This window comes from Duganella sp. CF458, from assembly GCF_900113115.1.
Classification (GTDB): domain Bacteria; phylum Pseudomonadota; class Gammaproteobacteria; order Burkholderiales; family Burkholderiaceae_D; genus Rugamonas.
Genome location: NZ_FOOF01000005.1, coordinates 328806 through 344072, shown reverse-complemented (window position 1 = coordinate 344072; position 15267 = coordinate 328806). Strand labels below are relative to the sequence as shown.

General features: G+C 61.0%; 18 protein-coding genes. 3 read left to right on the top strand and 15 right to left on the bottom strand.

Annotated elements, in window-relative coordinates:
• Window positions 1-123 precede the first annotated feature (123 nt).
• Window positions 124-594 carry a hypothetical protein gene (locus BM269_RS10390; protein ID WP_090436936.1) on the top strand — a complete coding sequence of 157 codons (471 nt, stop codon included), beginning with the start codon at window positions 124-126 and terminating at the stop codon, window positions 592-594.
• 98 nt (window positions 595-692) lie between these two features.
• Here the strand turns inward: BM269_RS10390 and BM269_RS10385 are convergent, their stop codons facing one another.
• From BM269_RS10385 to BM269_RS29410, 5 genes are all read right to left on the bottom strand, one after another.
• The gene (locus BM269_RS10385; protein ID WP_090436935.1) at window positions 693-1418 is read right to left on the bottom strand and encodes a LytR/AlgR family response regulator transcription factor; all 726 of its coding nucleotides are present in this window, start codon (window positions 1416-1418) and stop codon (window positions 693-695) included.
• A gap of 3 nt (window positions 1419-1421) precedes the next feature.
• Complete coding sequence (locus tag BM269_RS10380) at window positions 1422-2483, bottom strand: sensor histidine kinase (RefSeq protein WP_090436934.1); 1062 nt, start codon at window positions 2481-2483, stop codon at window positions 1422-1424.
• A complete protein-coding gene (locus BM269_RS10375; protein WP_090436933.1) occupies window positions 2483-3238 on the bottom strand; it encodes a LiaF transmembrane domain-containing protein in 756 nt (251 codons plus the stop codon). The genes BM269_RS10380 and BM269_RS10375 overlap by 1 nt, the downstream gene beginning before the upstream one ends.
• Window positions 3238-3594: a LiaI-LiaF-like domain-containing protein gene (locus BM269_RS10370; protein ID WP_090436932.1), complete on the bottom strand. Its 357-nt coding sequence runs from the start codon at window positions 3592-3594 to the stop codon at window positions 3238-3240. Before BM269_RS10370 ends, BM269_RS10375 begins: the two co-directional genes overlap by 1 nt.
• A gap of 161 nt (window positions 3595-3755) precedes the next feature.
• Window positions 3756-3911, bottom strand: a complete 156-nt coding sequence (locus tag BM269_RS29410; RefSeq protein ID WP_170860338.1) for a hypothetical protein — start codon at window positions 3909-3911, stop codon at window positions 3756-3758.
• A 474-nt stretch (window positions 3912-4385) separates the two neighbouring features.
• Between BM269_RS29410 and BM269_RS10365 the strand changes: the two genes are divergently transcribed.
• Complete coding sequence (locus BM269_RS10365; protein WP_170860337.1) at window positions 4386-4937, top strand: FxDxF family PEP-CTERM protein; 552 nt, start codon at window positions 4386-4388, stop codon at window positions 4935-4937.
• A gap of 46 nt (window positions 4938-4983) precedes the next feature.
• Here the strand turns inward: BM269_RS10365 and BM269_RS10360 are convergent, their stop codons facing one another.
• The 10 genes from BM269_RS10360 to BM269_RS10315 form a co-directional block, all read right to left on the bottom strand.
• On the bottom strand, window positions 4984-5313 hold the full coding sequence (locus BM269_RS10360) for a hypothetical protein (protein ID WP_090436930.1): 330 nt from the start codon (window positions 5311-5313) through the stop codon (window positions 4984-4986).
• Between the two features lie 10 nt (window positions 5314-5323).
• A complete protein-coding gene (locus BM269_RS10355; protein WP_090436929.1) occupies window positions 5324-6430 on the bottom strand; it encodes a formate dehydrogenase subunit gamma in 1107 nt (368 codons plus the stop codon).
• An 11-nt stretch (window positions 6431-6441) separates the two neighbouring features.
• The gene (locus tag BM269_RS10350; protein WP_090436928.1) at window positions 6442-6663 is read right to left on the bottom strand and encodes a hypothetical protein; all 222 of its coding nucleotides are present in this window, start codon (window positions 6661-6663) and stop codon (window positions 6442-6444) included.
• A complete protein-coding gene (gene fdh3B / locus BM269_RS10345) occupies window positions 6660-7262 on the bottom strand; it encodes a formate dehydrogenase FDH3 subunit beta (protein WP_055925535.1) in 603 nt (200 codons plus the stop codon). The genes BM269_RS10350 and fdh3B overlap by 4 nt, the downstream gene beginning before the upstream one ends.
• A 10-nt stretch (window positions 7263-7272) precedes the next feature.
• A complete protein-coding gene (locus BM269_RS10340; protein WP_090436965.1) occupies window positions 7273-10236 on the bottom strand; it encodes a formate dehydrogenase subunit alpha in 2964 nt (987 codons plus the stop codon).
• 15 nt (window positions 10237-10251) lie between these two features.
• A complete protein-coding gene (locus tag BM269_RS10335; protein WP_229204579.1) occupies window positions 10252-10449 on the bottom strand; it encodes a hypothetical protein in 198 nt (65 codons plus the stop codon).
• Window positions 10450-10517: 68 nt separating this feature from the next.
• Window positions 10518-11078: a TorD/DmsD family molecular chaperone gene (locus BM269_RS10330; protein WP_090436926.1), complete on the bottom strand. Its 561-nt coding sequence runs from the start codon at window positions 11076-11078 to the stop codon at window positions 10518-10520.
• Entirely contained in the window at window positions 11075-13174 is a 2100-nt protein-coding gene (locus BM269_RS10325) for a 4Fe-4S binding protein (protein WP_090436925.1), read from the bottom strand. The genes BM269_RS10330 and BM269_RS10325 overlap by 4 nt, the downstream gene beginning before the upstream one ends.
• Window positions 13149-13547 (bottom strand): DUF3306 domain-containing protein, encoded by a 399-nt coding sequence (locus BM269_RS10320; RefSeq protein ID WP_090436924.1) that lies wholly within the window; start codon window positions 13545-13547, stop codon window positions 13149-13151. Before BM269_RS10320 ends, BM269_RS10325 begins: the two co-directional genes overlap by 26 nt.
• Window positions 13537-14043 carry a DUF3305 domain-containing protein gene (locus tag BM269_RS10315; protein ID WP_090436923.1) on the bottom strand — a complete coding sequence of 169 codons (507 nt, stop codon included), beginning with the start codon at window positions 14041-14043 and terminating at the stop codon, window positions 13537-13539. Before BM269_RS10315 ends, BM269_RS10320 begins: the two co-directional genes overlap by 11 nt.
• Window positions 14044-14132: 89 nt before the next feature.
• On the opposite strand from BM269_RS10315, the gene BM269_RS10310 reads away from it, so the two are divergent.
• Complete coding sequence (locus tag BM269_RS10310; RefSeq protein ID WP_090436922.1) at window positions 14133-15200, top strand: type II asparaginase; 1068 nt, start codon at window positions 14133-14135, stop codon at window positions 15198-15200.
• The last annotated feature ends 67 nt before the right edge of the window (window positions 15201-15267 follow it).

Below are 15267 nucleotides of genomic sequence, written 5' to 3'. Positions count from 1 at the left end.
AAGGTACTACGGGGCAGCGCCGAGCAGCTGTTGAGTTGGAAATGGACGCAGCTTAAATTACCCGGCAAAGTGTCTTGACTGATGGGTCCACTTTATATCTCCAACCGCTATTTTTAAACATTAATGAGTAAGAACTGGAAAGAAGTCCAAATCGCTGCAACCCCACTGCTCAATTACTTGAGCCGCTCGACGTTCTTTGACCGACCTTACGCAGGAAACTCAAGAGCTAATCGCGTAATTTTTGACATAGCGGAAGCTACCGCCCGCTCCACGGACGACTCGGGCGAACGGTTCGAGGATTGGCAGAATCTTCTGGAGTCGGTCACACCGGCTTGGCCGGAAATGCCTCGTGAAATAGAAGGAAAAATCCTCGAAATACTCGACCAGATGACAACCAAGCATTACTGCAGCGCTCTCAACGATACGTTGATCAACAATATGCAGGGCGATATAGCAAGGTTAATCCATTGCCACGCCTTTGGCGACGTGCACGAACTATGGCGAGCAGTGCAGCAAGCCTATCTTGATGGTGGGCTGCCCTGTGGTTGGGAAGGCCGGTATCCTGACGGAAGACTAGTAGTATTTTCAACTTAGCCCAGTTCCCTGCGCAGCTCTTTGTGGAACTCGGAGGCGAAGCTTTTTGCGAAATTGATGAATAGTCCGACGTCGACTACCTGCGAGGCAAACCCCTGCTACAGCCCTTTCACCTTCTGATAGCCACTGCGGCTCACCGGAACTTTGCGGCCATCTTTCAGCACGGCGCAGTGGCTATCCTTGGTGGCCTGCTCGATGCGCTCGATGCGTTCCACGTTGACGATCCACGAACGGTGCAGGCGTACGAAACGGGTCTGGTCGAGCTGCTCCTCCAGTTCCGACAGGCGCTGGTTCTTCAGGTAAGGCTTGCCCTCGGCCAGGATCTGCACGTAATCGTCCTGCGCTTCGATGGTGTCGATGCGTTCCGCAGCAATGACGTGAACACGCGATCCATCGCGAATTAGCACACGCTCCAGCGGGCCATTGCGGGTTGCTGCTTCTGTCGCCATCTGCGCTACAGGTGGACGCGCGCTTCCAAGGCGGCTGCGCACGTGTGCCACGGCCTGGTCGAGCCGCTCCTGCGGATAAGGCTTGAGCAGATAATCGATTGCATGCACTTCGAATGCCTTCAGCGCGTACTGGTCATAGGCGGTGGCGAACACGTAGTGCGGCTTGCTGCCCGCCAGTTCCACCACCTCGAAGCCATCGAGTTTGGGCATCTGGATATCGAGGAAAACGAGATCCGGCTCCAGTTCGGCAATTGCCTTCACGGCTTCAAAACCGTTGCCGCATTCGGCTACCACTTCCACATCGGCGTGGGTCCGCAGGTATTCCCGCATGACGCCGCGGGCTAGTTCTTCATCATCGACAATGATGACGCGCATGGTTCAGGACTCCTTCGTCTCGGCGGGCAGCGTCAGGGCCACCCGGTATTTATCGTTCTCGTGCGTGCAGTGCGCGCTGGCCTGGTGGCCGTAGGCCGCCGCCAGGCGCTCCCGCACGTTGACCAGGCCAATACCATTGCCCTTGCGGGGTGGCGTGTCCGGGTCGGTATCGTTTTCCACTTCAATCTTCAACAGCGAGCCATCGCGGCGGGCGCCGATGCGCACTGTCCCGCCTTCCGGCATGCCGCCGATGCCGTGCTTGACGGCGTTTTCCACCAGCGGCTGCAGGATCATCGGCGGTAGCAGGCATTCCAGCGCCCCTTCGTCCACTTCCTGCTCCACGCCAAGCCGGGCGCCGAAGCGCACTTTTTCAATTGCCAGGAAATGGCCGATCAGGCGCACCTCCTCTTCCAGCGTGATCTTGCCCTGCGCTTCAATGCCCAGGCTCTGGCGGAAGAAGTCCGACAGGCGCTGCGTCATGTCGCGGGCACGTTTGGCGTCGATCGAGGTCAGCGCGCTGATCGAATTCAGGCTGTTGAACAGGAAGTGCGGGTCAATCTGGGTGCGCAGCATGCGCAGTTCCGCGTCGCGCGCCAGCAGCTTCGATTCCAGTTCGCGCTGCTCTGCCTGGCGGGCCCGGACAAATTCACTGGCCAGGTAGTTCAAGGTCGCCAGCAAGCCGTACATCAGGATGCCGAGCAGGAACAGCAGTGCCGTCAACTGCGGCCGTACCGTGATGCCTTCGGCCCCAAACGATTCGGCAGCTACGTTCCAGCTGCGCATCAGGAACACCCACAGGAAGCCGGCCCACACGGCGGCAGTCAGCATCGACACCAGGACCACTGCCGGACTGCGTTCGCGCAGCGGGTTGGCCTTGCACATATAGTAGGCCGAGAAGCCGGCGCCGACGGAGAACAGCATCGTCACCGGCACCGCAAACAGCATGGCGCGCAGCAGGGGCTCGTCGCTGAGGGTGGACACCGCGCCACCCAGTCCAAGCCCCAGCAGCAGCCATACCGTCAGGTACAGCAATACGCCATTGCGGCTGGTCAGCACGCGCTGCATCAGTTACGGATTTCCACGCCGCCCATGATGGCGGTACCGCGAATCACCAGGCGCTTGCTCGAGTCTTTCGGCTCCATGGTCTTTTCGTCGAAGCCGCCGAGCACCGGCGTGCCTTCCAGTTCCACCGTCCAGTCGGTCGGTACCTTGATCGAAATGCCGCCCATCAGGGCAAACACGTTGACCACAGCGGTGCCATTCAGCGAAGCGGTGCGCATGTCGAGGTCGATGCCGCCCATCAGGCTGGTCAGGTCGCCGCCACGAAAGTCCTGGGTCGTTACCTTGCGCTGCACGCCGCCGAGGATGGCCGTCAGGTCCAGCACGCGCTCACCGGTTTCGCCCTGGTCCATGCCGAACATCGATGCGTCCTCTGCGAAGCCGCTGCCGGCATCGCCGTCAGCGGCTCGCTTGCTGCGCTTGTTGGCACGGAACACCATCAGCAGGCCCAGGCCGATAATCCCGATCGGGAACAAGGTCTTCCAGCTGATGGCAATCAGGCCCAATCCTTTCAGCAGCGAGACCATGCCGAACAGCAGCATGAAAATGCCTGCAAAGGTTGCACCACTGCCGCGCCGCGGCGCTTGCGCCAGGGTCGAGGCGCCAAACACCATCAGGATGATGGGCCAGAAATGCACCCGCATATCGAGGTCGATCCAGCCCAGGTTATCGATCAGGAACAGGAAGCCGGCCAGGATCACGCCGGCGCCGATCAGCATCTGGGATGCGGTATTACGTTCACGATGGCCTCGGTTGCGCATTATTGGTTCTCCTCTTTATTGGCGGTGTATTTAATCACAACTGGCTGCAGTACCAAACAGATACCGGCGATGATCACCAGGATGGGCCAGCTGTTGTGGAAGGTCAGGCCCCAGATATGTTCGAACGACATGTAGAACCAGCCGGCAAAGGCAATGTGGCACAGGCCATCCAGCACATGCTTCGGCGTGGTCGGTGGGATCAACTTCACGGCGCCGAAGGCCATGGCCAGGAAAGGCCAGTAGCGCCACAGTTGGCCGATTGGTGGAATTTCGATATCGGTCAGGAACAGCACGCCGACGGCGATCACGATCAGGCCCCAGAGCAGCTGGCTGCGCGATTGCATTTCTTTGCTCATTTTTCGCTCCCCGTTGATTGGATGAATGAACGATACCGGGGTGCGGAAGGCGGCGAAACGGCTTTTCGGTGAACGGCGCCGGCGGCTCGGTGAACGGCGAACATTTCAGCGAACGGCGAAAAAAAACCCGCCAGGCGGCGGGTCATGGTGAAGAACGGGGTCTAGCGCCCTGTTTCCATCTTCGGCTCGAACAGCATCAAGCCCCAGCCCAGCTGACGGCGAATCTCCTCTGGCGATGGAGGGGGCTTGACAGCTTGCGCACGACGTTCGAGGTATTCCCTTACCACGTACTTGGATGGGTGGTTGGTCTGGGTCATGATAGGCCTCCGTATTCTGTTTTTGGGCCGGTTGCCTCGCTGCGGCAGAAGCCGGCCAGGATGTCTGGGAGATGAGCGCTTAGCGCTTCGATCACGGTTCCATCTTATTTCCCTGCCCGGTTGCACACGGTGCGTTTGCTCACAATTCCCCCGTCAGTTCGGCTCTTGTTCCTGTCGGAATCGGACTACGAAATGTGGCGTGGACGCCTTGCAGGCTCGAGCACGCAAAAATTTTTCTCTTGACGTTTTCCCGCGTCCTCTCCGTGCCCCGCAAGCGCGGTCGAGCTCTGTGCGCTTGAAAACATACACACTTCATTAATGAACTAATTGAGGGAGGGGGTGGGCTATATTGATCGTCGTTGGCAAGCAGGAAAGGTTATGTTTTCAGCAGGCCACTGTCGATATAACCAGGCAATCTCTTGCACGCTGACACCGCTTCACCTTCACAACAACACTATCTCAAGGGGTATTAACATGAAGAAAGCGTTTCTTAGCAAGGTAGCCGGTACACTGATGCTATCGGCGGGGCTGTTTGCCAGCTCCGGCGCTATGGCACAGACAACTTTGACCTTTGATGCTGCAGGCAATGCCATCTTCGGCGCGCTGCACGCAACGGCCGGGGATTACATCGATACTTACCTGTTCTCGGTAGATACCAATGCCACCTATGCCAGCGGCAATGTGGTGGTTGGTAAAACCTGGATCGATGGTTCCCGCCTGGCGAACTATGGCATCACTGGCATCCAGTTCTTCAAAGTAGAAGCCGACAGCAGCCAAACCGCCCTGGCAACGACCTTTGACACGTCGTCCGGCATCGAGTTCTTCCCGATCGATGCCCTAATGTCGGGCAATTATGGCTTCACGGTCACTGGCAGCACCGCCATCGCAGGTCTGGGCGGTTCCTATGCCGGTAACCTGGGCCTGGCAGCTCCTATTCCGGAACCTGCTACCTATGCGATGTTGCTGGTAGGCGTTGGCCTGCTGAGCTTGGCTTCCCGTCGCAAGTCCAACGACAAGCTGGGCTAAGCCGCAACCACTCCCCCCGTGGAAACCCGCTGCGGCGGGTTTTTCTTTATTTCTTCTTGCCGGCTTCGGGTACGGGCTTCGAATCGGCGACGCCAACTTCCTTTGTGGCAGCGACCTGGGCGACATACGGCCCGGGATCGGCACAGGCCGGCAATGCTGCTGTCGGCTTGCCGCCGCTTCCTTTGGTTGCGAAATAGCGCGCCACAACGCGGTCTTGCGCCATGCAGAGCTTGTAGGCGGCAACCTTGTCGGTCCAGGCTTGCTTGTCTTTGGTCGCAGCGGCGGCGGCCTTCTGCTCATCGGTAGGCGCCGGCAACTTGGCCTGCACAGTGCAGGACACGGCCAGGATAAGCAGGGCGAGTACGGGCATGTTCATGGCTTGCTCCTTAGACGGTCTTGGGCGCCGGCGGCGGCACTGGCTCGCCATCGTGCTCCGGCGCGCGCACGCGCGGCACTTTGCCGTCCACCACTTCCTGGTACCAGATGTCGTGGTGCTCGCGTGCCCAGGCGTCGTCCACATAACCTTCGCGCATGGCTTTGTAGGCGCCTTCCATGCCGATGGTGCCGAGATAGATATGGCCGAGCGCAAAGCCCATCATCAGCACGGTGGCGGTTATGTGCAGCAGGTTCGCCCCTTGCATCATGAAGCGCGTGTATTCGAGGTTGGGCACCAGCTTGTCGAGCACGAATCCGGATCCGCTGGCGGCCAGGCCCAGCACGGTGACGCCGCCCCAGAACCAAAGCTTTTCGCCGGCGTTGAAGCGGCCCGCCGGGGCATGCCCTTGCCCGAACATGCCGCCCAGTTTGGCCAGCCATTTGATGTCGGCAACGATGGGGAAATTATCCTTCACGAACATGATGAAGGTGACGATCAGCGAGACGGTGAAGAGCGGCCCGACAAAGTTGTGCATGGTCTTCAATGCGTACGTCAGGTAGCCGAACAGGGTGTGGCCGATGACGGGCATCAGCACGAATTTGCCGAACATCATGCACAGCCCGGAAACTGCCAGCAGGACGAAGGTGATGGCGGTGGTCCAGTGTACGAAACGTTCGGTTGGGGTGAAGCGCTGGATCTTGCGCCCGGTGGGCGGCGCGTGCACCTTGACCGGACCTTTGGCGAAGTACATCGCGGCAATCGCGGCCAGCACGCCCAGGATGAGCCAACCGCCGATGCTGATCATCGGGCCATTGCGGAAGCGGCGCCAAGCCTCGCCGGCCGTGGTCGCCACCGGCTGGCCGAGCAGTTGCGCCTTGGGCTGGATCAGCACACCTGACTCGGGGTAAGGCAGGCTGCTGTAATGCGCCTCCCCTGCCACCACCTTGCGCCATACCGGCGCGTTGTTGCCGGGCTGCTCGCGCGTGCGTTCGGCCTGGTCCTGCTTCAGGATGTCCACCGATTCGACGCGCGGCGCCGTAGCCGGCGCGGGTGCATCCGCCGCGAGCGAGGTGCCGGCGGCGAGCGCCACGGCCAGCATTGCCAACCATCGTTTCATGGCGCACCTCCCTAACGGTTGGTCTTCACGTACTCGTTCTGCAGTTGCCCGCGTTCGCGCACCTGCTTGTCCCAGGAAGCCTTGTCGCCCGGCGTCCAGCCCTTGGCCACCTGGGCCGTGCGAGCGCCCTTGTATCCCGGCTCGTCGCCGCGATTCACTGCACTGCCCTGCTTCGACTGCGACACCTCGCCGCAGCCAGCCAGCGCCAGCAGCGCTACCAGATAGAGCTTCATGATTTAGCCTCCGGTTTGCCGTAAGCCGTGCCCCAGCCCCACACTTCGCTGCCCTTGCCGCGCGTGACGACACGGGTGCGGAAGATATCCGCCACCACGTCGCCATCGCCGCCCAACAGCGCCTTGGTCGAACACATCTCGGCGCAGGCCGGCAGCTTGCCCTCGGCCAGCCGGTTGCGGCCATACTTTTCGAATTCCGCCTGCGAGCCGTTTTCCTCGGGCCCGCCGGCGCAGAACGTGCACTTGTCCATCTTGCCGCGCAGGCCGAAGGTCCCGTTGGACGGGAACTGCGGCGCGCCGAACGGGCAGGCGTAGGAACAGTAGCCGCAGCCGATGCAGGCATCCTTGTTATGCAGGACCACGCCTTCTTCGGTGCGGTAGAAGCAATCGACCGGGCACACCGCCATGCATGGCGCATCCGAGCAATGCATGCAGGCCACCGAGACCGATTTCTCCTGCCCGATGATGCCATCGTTGATGGTCACCACCCGACGCCGGTTGACGCCCCAGGGGACCTCGTGCTCGTTCTTGCACGCCGTCGCACAGGCGTTGCACTCGATGCAGCGCTCCGTGTCGCAAATGAATTTCATCCGTGCCATGGCGATCTCCTCAGCCCGCGAAGCGTTCGATATTGCAGATGGTCGTCTTGGTCTCCTGCATCATGGTGACCGAGTCATAGCCGTACGTCGTAGCCGTGTTGACCGCCTCGCCGCGCACGATCGGCGCCGCGCCTTCCGGGTAGTATTCCAGCATGTCCTTGCCCTGCCACCAGCCCGAGAAATGGAAGGGAATGAAGGCCGTGTCGACGCCCACCCGCTGCGTCACCAGCGCCCTCACCTTGATACGCGCGCCGGTCGGCGTCGATACGACCACGTATTCGCCGTTGCGGATGCCCCGGTCGGAAGCGGCCTTCGGATTGATTTCGACGAAGTTCTCCTGCTGCAGCTCGGCCAGCCAGGGGTTGGAGCGGGTCTCTTCGCCGCCGCCCTCGTATTCCACCAGGCGCCCGGAAGTCAGGATGATCGGGAACTTCTTCGCCAAGCCATCATCAACCGCCTTCTGCTGCACGGTCTTGTACAGCGTCGGCATGCGCCAGAAGGCTTTCTTGTCCTCGTGGGTTGGATACTTTGCCACCAGGTCGGGCCGGGTGCCGAACAACGGCTCGCGGTGCAGCGGCACAGGATCGGGGAAGTTCCACACCACCGCACGCGCCTTGGCGTTGCCGAAGGGGTGCACACCGTGCCCCTTCAGGCACACGCGCTGGATGCCACCCGACAGGTCGGTTTTCCAGTTCTTGCCTTCCGCCGCCAGCTTTTCGGCATCGGTCAGCTCGTCCCACCAACCCAGCTTTTTCATCAGCACGTGGTCGAATTCCGGGTAGCCGGTGGTAATGTCGGCGCCTTTGGAGAACGAGCCGTCTTCCGCCAGCAGGTTGACGCCATCGCGCTCGACGCCGAAATTGGCGCGGAAGTTGCCGCCGCCGTCCATCACGTGCTGGCTGTTGTCGTACAGGTTGGCCGAGCCGGGGTGCTTGAGCTCCGGTGTACCGTAGCAGGGCCACGGCAGGCCGAAATAGTCGCCCGTCAGGTCGTAGCCGGTCTCCGCATCCTTGCCGCCTTTGCAGCGCAAGGTTTTCACATCGAACATGTGCATATTGCGCATGTGCGCCTTCAGGCGTTCCGGAGACTGGCCGGTGTAGCCGATGGTCCAGCTGCCGCGATTGATCTCGCGCAGCATGTCCTCCGGCTCAGGCTCCATCATATTGCCCTTGCCCGGCACCAGCTTGATCTTGGCCACCAGCTGCTTGCCAAAGCCCAGCTTCTCCGCCAACTGATACATGATCATGTGATCGGTGCGCGATTCGAACAGCGGTTCGATCACTTTTTCACGCCATTGCACCGAACGGTTGGACGCGGTCACCGAGCCCGAAGTTTCGAACTGAGTAGCCGCCGGCAGCAGGTAGACAGCGCGGTTCGGGTTGACCTCCTGCCCTTCCACCTTCATCGCGGCCATGGCGGCCGTGGCGGATGGATACGGGTCGATCACCACCAGCATTTCCAGCTTGTCCATCGCCTTCTTCATTTCCAGCCCGCGCGTTTGCGAATTCGGCGCGTGGCCCCAGAAGAACACGGCCTTGACGTTGCTGTCCTGGTCGATCAGTTCATTCTTTTCCAGCACCGCATCGACCCAGCGCGACACTGTGGTGCCGGATTTTTCCATCATGGCCTGCGAGGCAAACTGGCTCTTGACCCATTCGTAATCCACGCCCCACACCGCGCACCAGTGCTTCCAGGCGCCGGCAGCCAGGCCGTAATAAGCCGGCAGCGAGTCGGGGTTGGGGCCGACGTCGGTCGCCCCCTGCACATTGTCGTGGCCACGGAAGATATTGGTACCGCCGCCGCTCTTGCCGACGTTTCCCAGCGCGAGTTGCAGGATGCAGGAGGCGCGCACGATCGCATTGCCGATCGAGTGCTGGGTCTGTCCCATGCACCACACCACGGTGGAGGGTCGATTCTTCGCCATCGTCTCCGCCGCCTGCAGCACCTGGGCTTCCGGTACGCCGCAGGCTTCTTCCACCTTATCCGGCGTCCACTTGGCGACTTCTTCGCGCACCTTGTCCATGCCATAGACCCGCGCGGCGATGTATTCCTTGTCTTCCCAGCCGTTCTTGAAGATGTGCCACAACATCCCGTACAGGAATGGGATATCGGAGCCGGAGCGGATGCGAATGTACTGGTCCGACTTGGCGGCCGTGCGGGTGTAGCGCGGATCGACCACGATCATCTTGCAGCCGTTCTCTTTCGAATGCAGCATGTGCAGCATCGAAACCGGATGCGCCTCCGCAGCGTTGGAGCCGATATACATGGCCGCCTTGGCGTTCTGCATATCGTTGTAGCTGTTGGTCATCGCGCCATAGCCCCAGGTATTGGCCACGCCCGCCACCGTCGTCGAATGGCAGATGCGCGCCTGGTGGTCGCAGTTATTGGTGCCGAAGAAGGACACGAACTTGCGCAGCAGCGCCGACTGCTCGTTGTTGTGTTTCGACGAGCCGACGAAGAACACCGAATCCGGGCCGTCCTTCTTTTTCATGTCCAGCAGCTTGGCCGAAATTTCCTGCAAGGCCTGGTCCCAGCCGATCCGCTGGTATTTTCCGTTCACCAGCTTCATCGGATATTTCAGGCGGTACTCGCCATGGCCGTGCTCGCGCAGTGCGGCGCCCTTGGCGCAGTGCGCGCCGAGATTGATCGGTGAATCGAACACCGGCTCCTGGCGGATCCAGATGCCGTTCTCCACCACCGCGTCGACCGCGCAACCCACCGAACAGTGGCTGCAGACCGTGCGCCGCACGACCTGCTTGCTACCGCTATCAACAGCGGCGGGATCCTTTGCCTGTGCCTTGCGCATCAGCGAAAGCTGCGACGCCGCCAGTCCGACGCCTACACCAATGCCGGAGCGTTTCAGGAATGCGCGCCGGTCCATCGTCGGCAAGGCCCGCGCCAGGCTGCCTTCGAGGCTCGATACGAAACGTCCAGGCGCACGGGGGCCGGCCGGCCCTTTACGTGTAAGGAGCATCATGTGGCCCTCCACTCAGATCTTGGTGGTGCGGTAGTACTTCTGGATATGTTCTGTGAGGCGGTAGCCGGTGCCGGGAGGTGGTTCCGGTTCCGCGGGCGGCGTCGTGTCGGGCGGGCTGTTGGCCATTTTCGCGGCGATGCCGGCAGCGGCCAGGGCCCCCATGCCGGTGAAAAAAGACCGTCTTCCAGAGTTGGATTGCGTCGACATCATGGTCTCCCATAACCAACAACAGTTAGTCTTTTAACACTAGCACAAATAATTTAACAATGCATTAACGCTCAGCCCATATCGAACGCCTGGGTTTCCACTTCGACGAAGCTGCGCGCCAGGCCAGCAACTGCACGATAGTAAGTTGCCCCGGGATGGGCATCGATAGCATCAAAAAGCTGAGGCGCCCACGGCTGGATGTGGGTCGTAAAAAATTCCTTCTGTGTTGCAATGCTGCCATGCAGCAGACGCATGGCATCGCACAGCGCGGCGAAATGGTCTTCACTTTCGGACAGGTGTTCGGAGCGCTCCAGCCCTAGTCGCGCCAAGTCTTCACGCAGCGCCGCCAGCGGCTTCTCCATCAGGAAACCGGACAGGTAGTAGGAGCCGTAGAGCATGACCTCCGGCTTGCCGACGCCGATGAACAGCGACTCGTATTCTTCGCGCGCGCGCCCGGCATCGGTCTTGCCGCTCGCCTCCTGCAGTCCGCGCCAGCCATCGGCCAGCACGCCATCGCCTTCGATGGCGGCGTCCTCGATCAGCTCGAGCACAGCCTGCGATGGCGGCCCGTAGAACAGCATGGACAGCACGCCGTACAGTTCGGAACGCGCATATTCTTCGTCTTCGGTCATTGGCGTTTCACCTCAAAGATGGAGACTTCTTTCTCGGGCTGCATCATGTCGATGACGCGGCAGTCGGGACACATGCGGATGCGGTCGAGGTTGCCGGAGAAGGCTCCGTGGCCGGCAAGTTTGTTGACCATATTTTCCACCATTTGCAGGGTGCCGAATGGTTTTTGACACTTGATGCAGTGGTACGGTTGGGCTTCGTTGATGACGCGGGCTTGCTTGGCGCTTGCACCCAGCGCGAGGCGCGGCTGCAGGCCCAGCGCCTGCTCGGGGCAGGTGTGCACGCACAGGCCGCATTGCACGCAGTTCGTTTCCGTAAAGCGCAGTTGGGGCGCCTGCGGGTTGTCGGTCAGCGCGGACTCGGGGCAGGCGCCAACGCAGGCCATGCACAGTGTGCATTTGCCGGTATCGATTTCGATCGCCCCGAACGGTGCGCCTTTTGGAAGGGCGATGCAGTCCTGCGGCGTTGGAGCATGACGGGCCAGATGCGTGATGGCGAAATCGAGTGTTTCGCGCTTTGCCGCCGCGACGTGGAACGTGGCGGCCGGCAGCACAGGCACTGCGTGAATGGAAACGGAGGCGGCGAAGCGTTGCAGCTCGCGGTCCAGCTCCGCAGCGTCTCGCGCGCGCAGCAAATGCAGCTTGACGCCGGCATAGCCCAGGCCATCGATGATCGCCTGCGCAAACGTCATCTGCTCTGCGAGCGCATCAAGGTATTGCGGCGCCTCACAGCCCGTCGCCAGCACGGCCACGTCAACCGCGCCATACGCAACCGCGGCAAGCCACAAATCCATCCCCACCGACGCCACGTGATGAACCGGCAGCGGCAGCACCCGCGCCGGGAGGCCACGCGCCGCGCCCGCCGCCGCAAGCTGCCCGAGTTCACGCACCAGCGCACTACCCTCCTCGTCGCTATGCATCAGCAGCGTAGGCCGCGCACCACCGGCACGTGCATAGGTCGCCAGGACGGTACGAAGGCGCTCTCCGAAATCGGGAGCGCGCGGCCACGCATATGTCAGCGCGCCGGACGGGCACACGGTCGTGCAAGCGCCGCACCCCGCACAAAGCTGCGGCGACACCTTGATATGGTCGCCAACACTGGAAATCGCCTCCGCCGAACAGATGTCGATACAGGCATTGCAGCCCGGCTGCATGCTGCGGCTATGCGCGCAAATGCTCTCCTTATACTGGAAGAAGCGCGGCTTGCTGAACGTGCCGACCAGCTCCAGCATCTGCATCGCGGCCAAGGCAGCCGAAGCCTCGTCGGTGCCGGGCCCGAAATACCCTTGCGGCAGTTGGTGCATGCGCAGCAGCGGCGCGTCGCCGAAGTCGAACACCAGGTCAAATTCAGCGCTGCGATCCCTTTCCACACGATCGAAATCGATCGCCGCCACCGCACCGCAAGCCGCGACGCAATCGCGATGCGAACGGCAAGCATCCAGGTCAACCTGATAGGCCAGGCTGATCGCACCTTCCGGGCACGCCTTCACGCAGGCGTTGCAGCGCGTGCATAACTCGAGATCGACAGGATTGGATTGCTGCCAGCTGACCTTGAACGCGCCGAGCCAGCCTTGCACGCGCGGCGCGCTGCCGCTGAAGGTCGGCCAGGAATGGCCGGCAATTGCCGCATCGTCGCCATCGGTGAGCAACACGCTCACCTGCAGTTGCCGCTCAAGCTTGCGCGCCCAAGACAGTACGCGCCGCGCCGGCCCAAGCAGCAGGACCCGGCCTTCCGATTGATATTCGACTTCCGGCACCGGCTCCGGATCGGGCAAGCTTGCAGCAGCCAGCAGGGCCGCCATCTTGGGCGTCGTTTGACGGGACTCCTCGCTCCAGCCACTTGTCTCGCGCAGGTTCACGAAACGCAGCGGAGACACGGCGGACTTCATCTCCGCCAGTTCACGGAACAGCGGCTCCTCCTGCGTGCAAGCGATAACGACGCGATCGGCGCCGTCCAACGTTTGCAGGTACTGGTTGACTTCTCGGCGGCATAGCTGGCTGGCAACCGGCAGGGGCCCCTCGCCCAAGGCCTTGCCGATCGCGATACCGTCCATTGGCATGGTGTTGTTGCAGTTACAGATCCTCGTCTTTTGGCTCATCGTTTTCTTCCGCCGCGAATTCGCGCGCGATCAGGTCCTTGGCGTGGTTGAGGGCTGCCACCATCAGGGGCGTCAGGGGTTCGAATTTGTTGTAGTCGTCGATGTAGGTGTCAAGGCCGTCCATCACGTTGAAGTGTGGATCTGAGAACAGCTTCTTCAGCGCGGCGCGGCGCACGGTTTCATCGACGCCTCGCGCGACGAAGGGAGTGAAGTCGGAATCGGGTGTCAGGCTTTCCACCTGCTCAAGCGTTGGAGCCGGTACCTCAGGGTCGACCGGCGCATCGGTGACGCCAGGTGTCCCGGCCACGGCCGGCGCCTGCTGCGCGTCCGCTTTGACGCGCGACCAGCGGGCGAAAAAAGTCTCAGCGGCCATGTCGCCCCTCCCTTTCCTCGCGCGCCATTTGCTGGACAGCCGCACCGCCTTCGAACGAAGGCCGGCGGCGCTTGCCCTTCGGCTCGGGACGATAATACTCCGCCACGAAAGCGCCAAGGCGCTCCACGATCGCCGGCGGCAACGGCAAGGTATCCACCTGCTCACCCCCATCCATCAGCCGCGCCGCCTCGTTATAAGACAAGGTCACAAACTGCGGCACAGCATGCTCGCCTTCCATCCGCCACATGATGAACCAGCACGGCGCCCCGGAATCGAGGTTGAGGAAATAGCCCTCCGCCTCATCGGAATACAAACGCATCGACAGGCCGGGATAAAGCCACAAGGCCTCGGAAGCATCATCCCGCAAACAGCGCGGCGCACCCGCAGGCAAAGGCGACAACACAACTTCCGCCGGCACCCACTGGAATGGCTGCCAAGTACTCTTCAATGGTTTGCGCCGCATGACGACAGCCAGGCTTAATTCGTCTGTTTCCATTGGCATTGTCCTTGCTTAGGAAGTACAGCCATACTGCACCAAATCTAGTAACATGCGCAACATTCTTAAAACTAACCATCGGAGAACTTATGCAACGCAACACAGCCAAGCACTTCCTTTTCGCCCTGTTTGCATTCTTGATTGCCTTCAGCGTTCATGCGGAGAAGCTGCCGAACATTATGATCCTTGCCACGGGCGGCACCATTGCCGGCTCGGGCGCTACTTCCACCACAACTGTCGGTTACACTGCCGCGACGGTCGGCGTCCAACAATTGATAAACGCAGTGCCGGAACTGGCCAAGATTTCGAACGTCACTGGCGAGCAAGTGTTCCAGATTGCTTCCGAAAGCATGACCAACGAGCACTGGCTGACTTTGGGCAAGCGCGTCAACGTCCTGCTGGCCCAGCCGAACGTGGACGGTATCGTGATCACTCACGGTACCGACACTCTGGAAGAGACTGCTTACTTCCTGAACCTGGTGGTCAAGTCGCGCAAGCCGGTCGTACTGGTTGGCGCCATGCGTCCCGGCACCGCCCTGTCGGCCGACGGACCGATCAACCTGTATAACGCAGTATTAATTGCCGGCAGCCAGGAGGCGATTGGCAAAGGCGTGCTGGTAGCCCTGGGCGATCAGATCCATGGCGCCCGCGACGTGACCAAGACCAATACCTCGACTCCGGATTCGTTCAAAACCCCGGAATTGGGCATGCTGGGTTATGTGCAGGGTCCGAAAGCTTTCTTCTACCACAGCACCACCCGCAAACATACCGTCGACAGCGAATTCGATATTTCGAACCTGAGCGCCTTGCCGCAAGTTGATATTGTTTATGGCTACGCGAATATGAATTCGGTGGCGCTGAATGCCTTTATCGCCGCTGGCGCCAAAGGCATTATTCACGCCGGCACCGGTGACGGCAGCGTAGCGGCAAAAGTAAAACCCGATCTGGCCGCAGCCCGTAAAAATGGCACCGTGATTGTTCGCGCCAGCCGCGTTGGCAATGGCATCCTGGCCCGCAATGGCGAAGCAAATGACGACGAATTGGATTTCGTTGTCGCGGATACCCTGAGCCCGCAAAAGGCCCGTATCCTGCTGATGCTGGGTATGACCAAGACCTCCAATACCAAAGAACTTCAGCGCATGTTCTACACGTATTAATCCCAGGCCCGCCGCGTGCGGGCTTTTTCATGCGCACAGCGCGCCAACTATTGGCGCGTTTGCGCCA

What these genes read in the sequence shown, in the direction of transcription:
- BM269_RS10390 (WP_090436936.1), top strand. Translation starts at nt 124, where the DNA reads ATGAGTAAGAACTGGAAAGAAGTCCAAATCGCTGCAACCCCACTGCTC.
- BM269_RS10385 (WP_090436935.1), bottom strand. Translation starts at nt 1,418, where the DNA reads ATGCGCGTCATCATTGTCGATGATGAAGAACTAGCCCGCGGCGTCATG.
- BM269_RS10380 (WP_090436934.1), bottom strand. Translation starts at nt 2,483, where the DNA reads ATGCAGCGCGTGCTGACCAGCCGCAATGGCGTATTGCTGTACCTGACG.
- BM269_RS10375 (WP_090436933.1), bottom strand. Translation starts at nt 3,238, where the DNA reads ATGCGCAACCGAGGCCATCGTGAACGTAATACCGCATCCCAGATGCTG.
- BM269_RS10370 (WP_090436932.1), bottom strand. Translation starts at nt 3,594, where the DNA reads ATGAGCAAAGAAATGCAATCGCGCAGCCAGCTGCTCTGGGGCCTGATC.
- BM269_RS29410 (WP_170860338.1), bottom strand. Translation starts at nt 3,911, where the DNA reads ATGACCCAGACCAACCACCCATCCAAGTACGTGGTAAGGGAATACCTC.
- BM269_RS10365 (WP_170860337.1), top strand. Translation starts at nt 4,386, where the DNA reads ATGAAGAAAGCGTTTCTTAGCAAGGTAGCCGGTACACTGATGCTATCG.
- BM269_RS10360 (WP_090436930.1), bottom strand. Translation starts at nt 5,313, where the DNA reads ATGAACATGCCCGTACTCGCCCTGCTTATCCTGGCCGTGTCCTGCACT.
- BM269_RS10355 (WP_090436929.1), bottom strand. Translation starts at nt 6,430, where the DNA reads ATGAAACGATGGTTGGCAATGCTGGCCGTGGCGCTCGCCGCCGGCACC.
- BM269_RS10350 (WP_090436928.1), bottom strand. Translation starts at nt 6,663, where the DNA reads ATGAAGCTCTATCTGGTAGCGCTGCTGGCGCTGGCTGGCTGCGGCGAG.
- fdh3B (WP_055925535.1), bottom strand. Translation starts at nt 7,262, where the DNA reads ATGGCACGGATGAAATTCATTTGCGACACGGAGCGCTGCATCGAGTGC.
- BM269_RS10340 (WP_090436965.1), bottom strand. Translation starts at nt 10,236, where the DNA reads ATGCTCCTTACACGTAAAGGGCCGGCCGGCCCCCGTGCGCCTGGACGT.
- BM269_RS10335 (WP_229204579.1), bottom strand. Translation starts at nt 10,449, where the DNA reads ATGATGTCGACGCAATCCAACTCTGGAAGACGGTCTTTTTTCACCGGC.
- BM269_RS10330 (WP_090436926.1), bottom strand. Translation starts at nt 11,078, where the DNA reads ATGACCGAAGACGAAGAATATGCGCGTTCCGAACTGTACGGCGTGCTG.
- BM269_RS10325 (WP_090436925.1), bottom strand. Translation starts at nt 13,174, where the DNA reads ATGAGCCAAAAGACGAGGATCTGTAACTGCAACAACACCATGCCAATG.
- BM269_RS10320 (WP_090436924.1), bottom strand. Translation starts at nt 13,547, where the DNA reads ATGGCCGCTGAGACTTTTTTCGCCCGCTGGTCGCGCGTCAAAGCGGAC.
- BM269_RS10315 (WP_090436923.1), bottom strand. Translation starts at nt 14,043, where the DNA reads ATGGAAACAGACGAATTAAGCCTGGCTGTCGTCATGCGGCGCAAACCA.
- BM269_RS10310 (WP_090436922.1), top strand. Translation starts at nt 14,133, where the DNA reads ATGCAACGCAACACAGCCAAGCACTTCCTTTTCGCCCTGTTTGCATTC.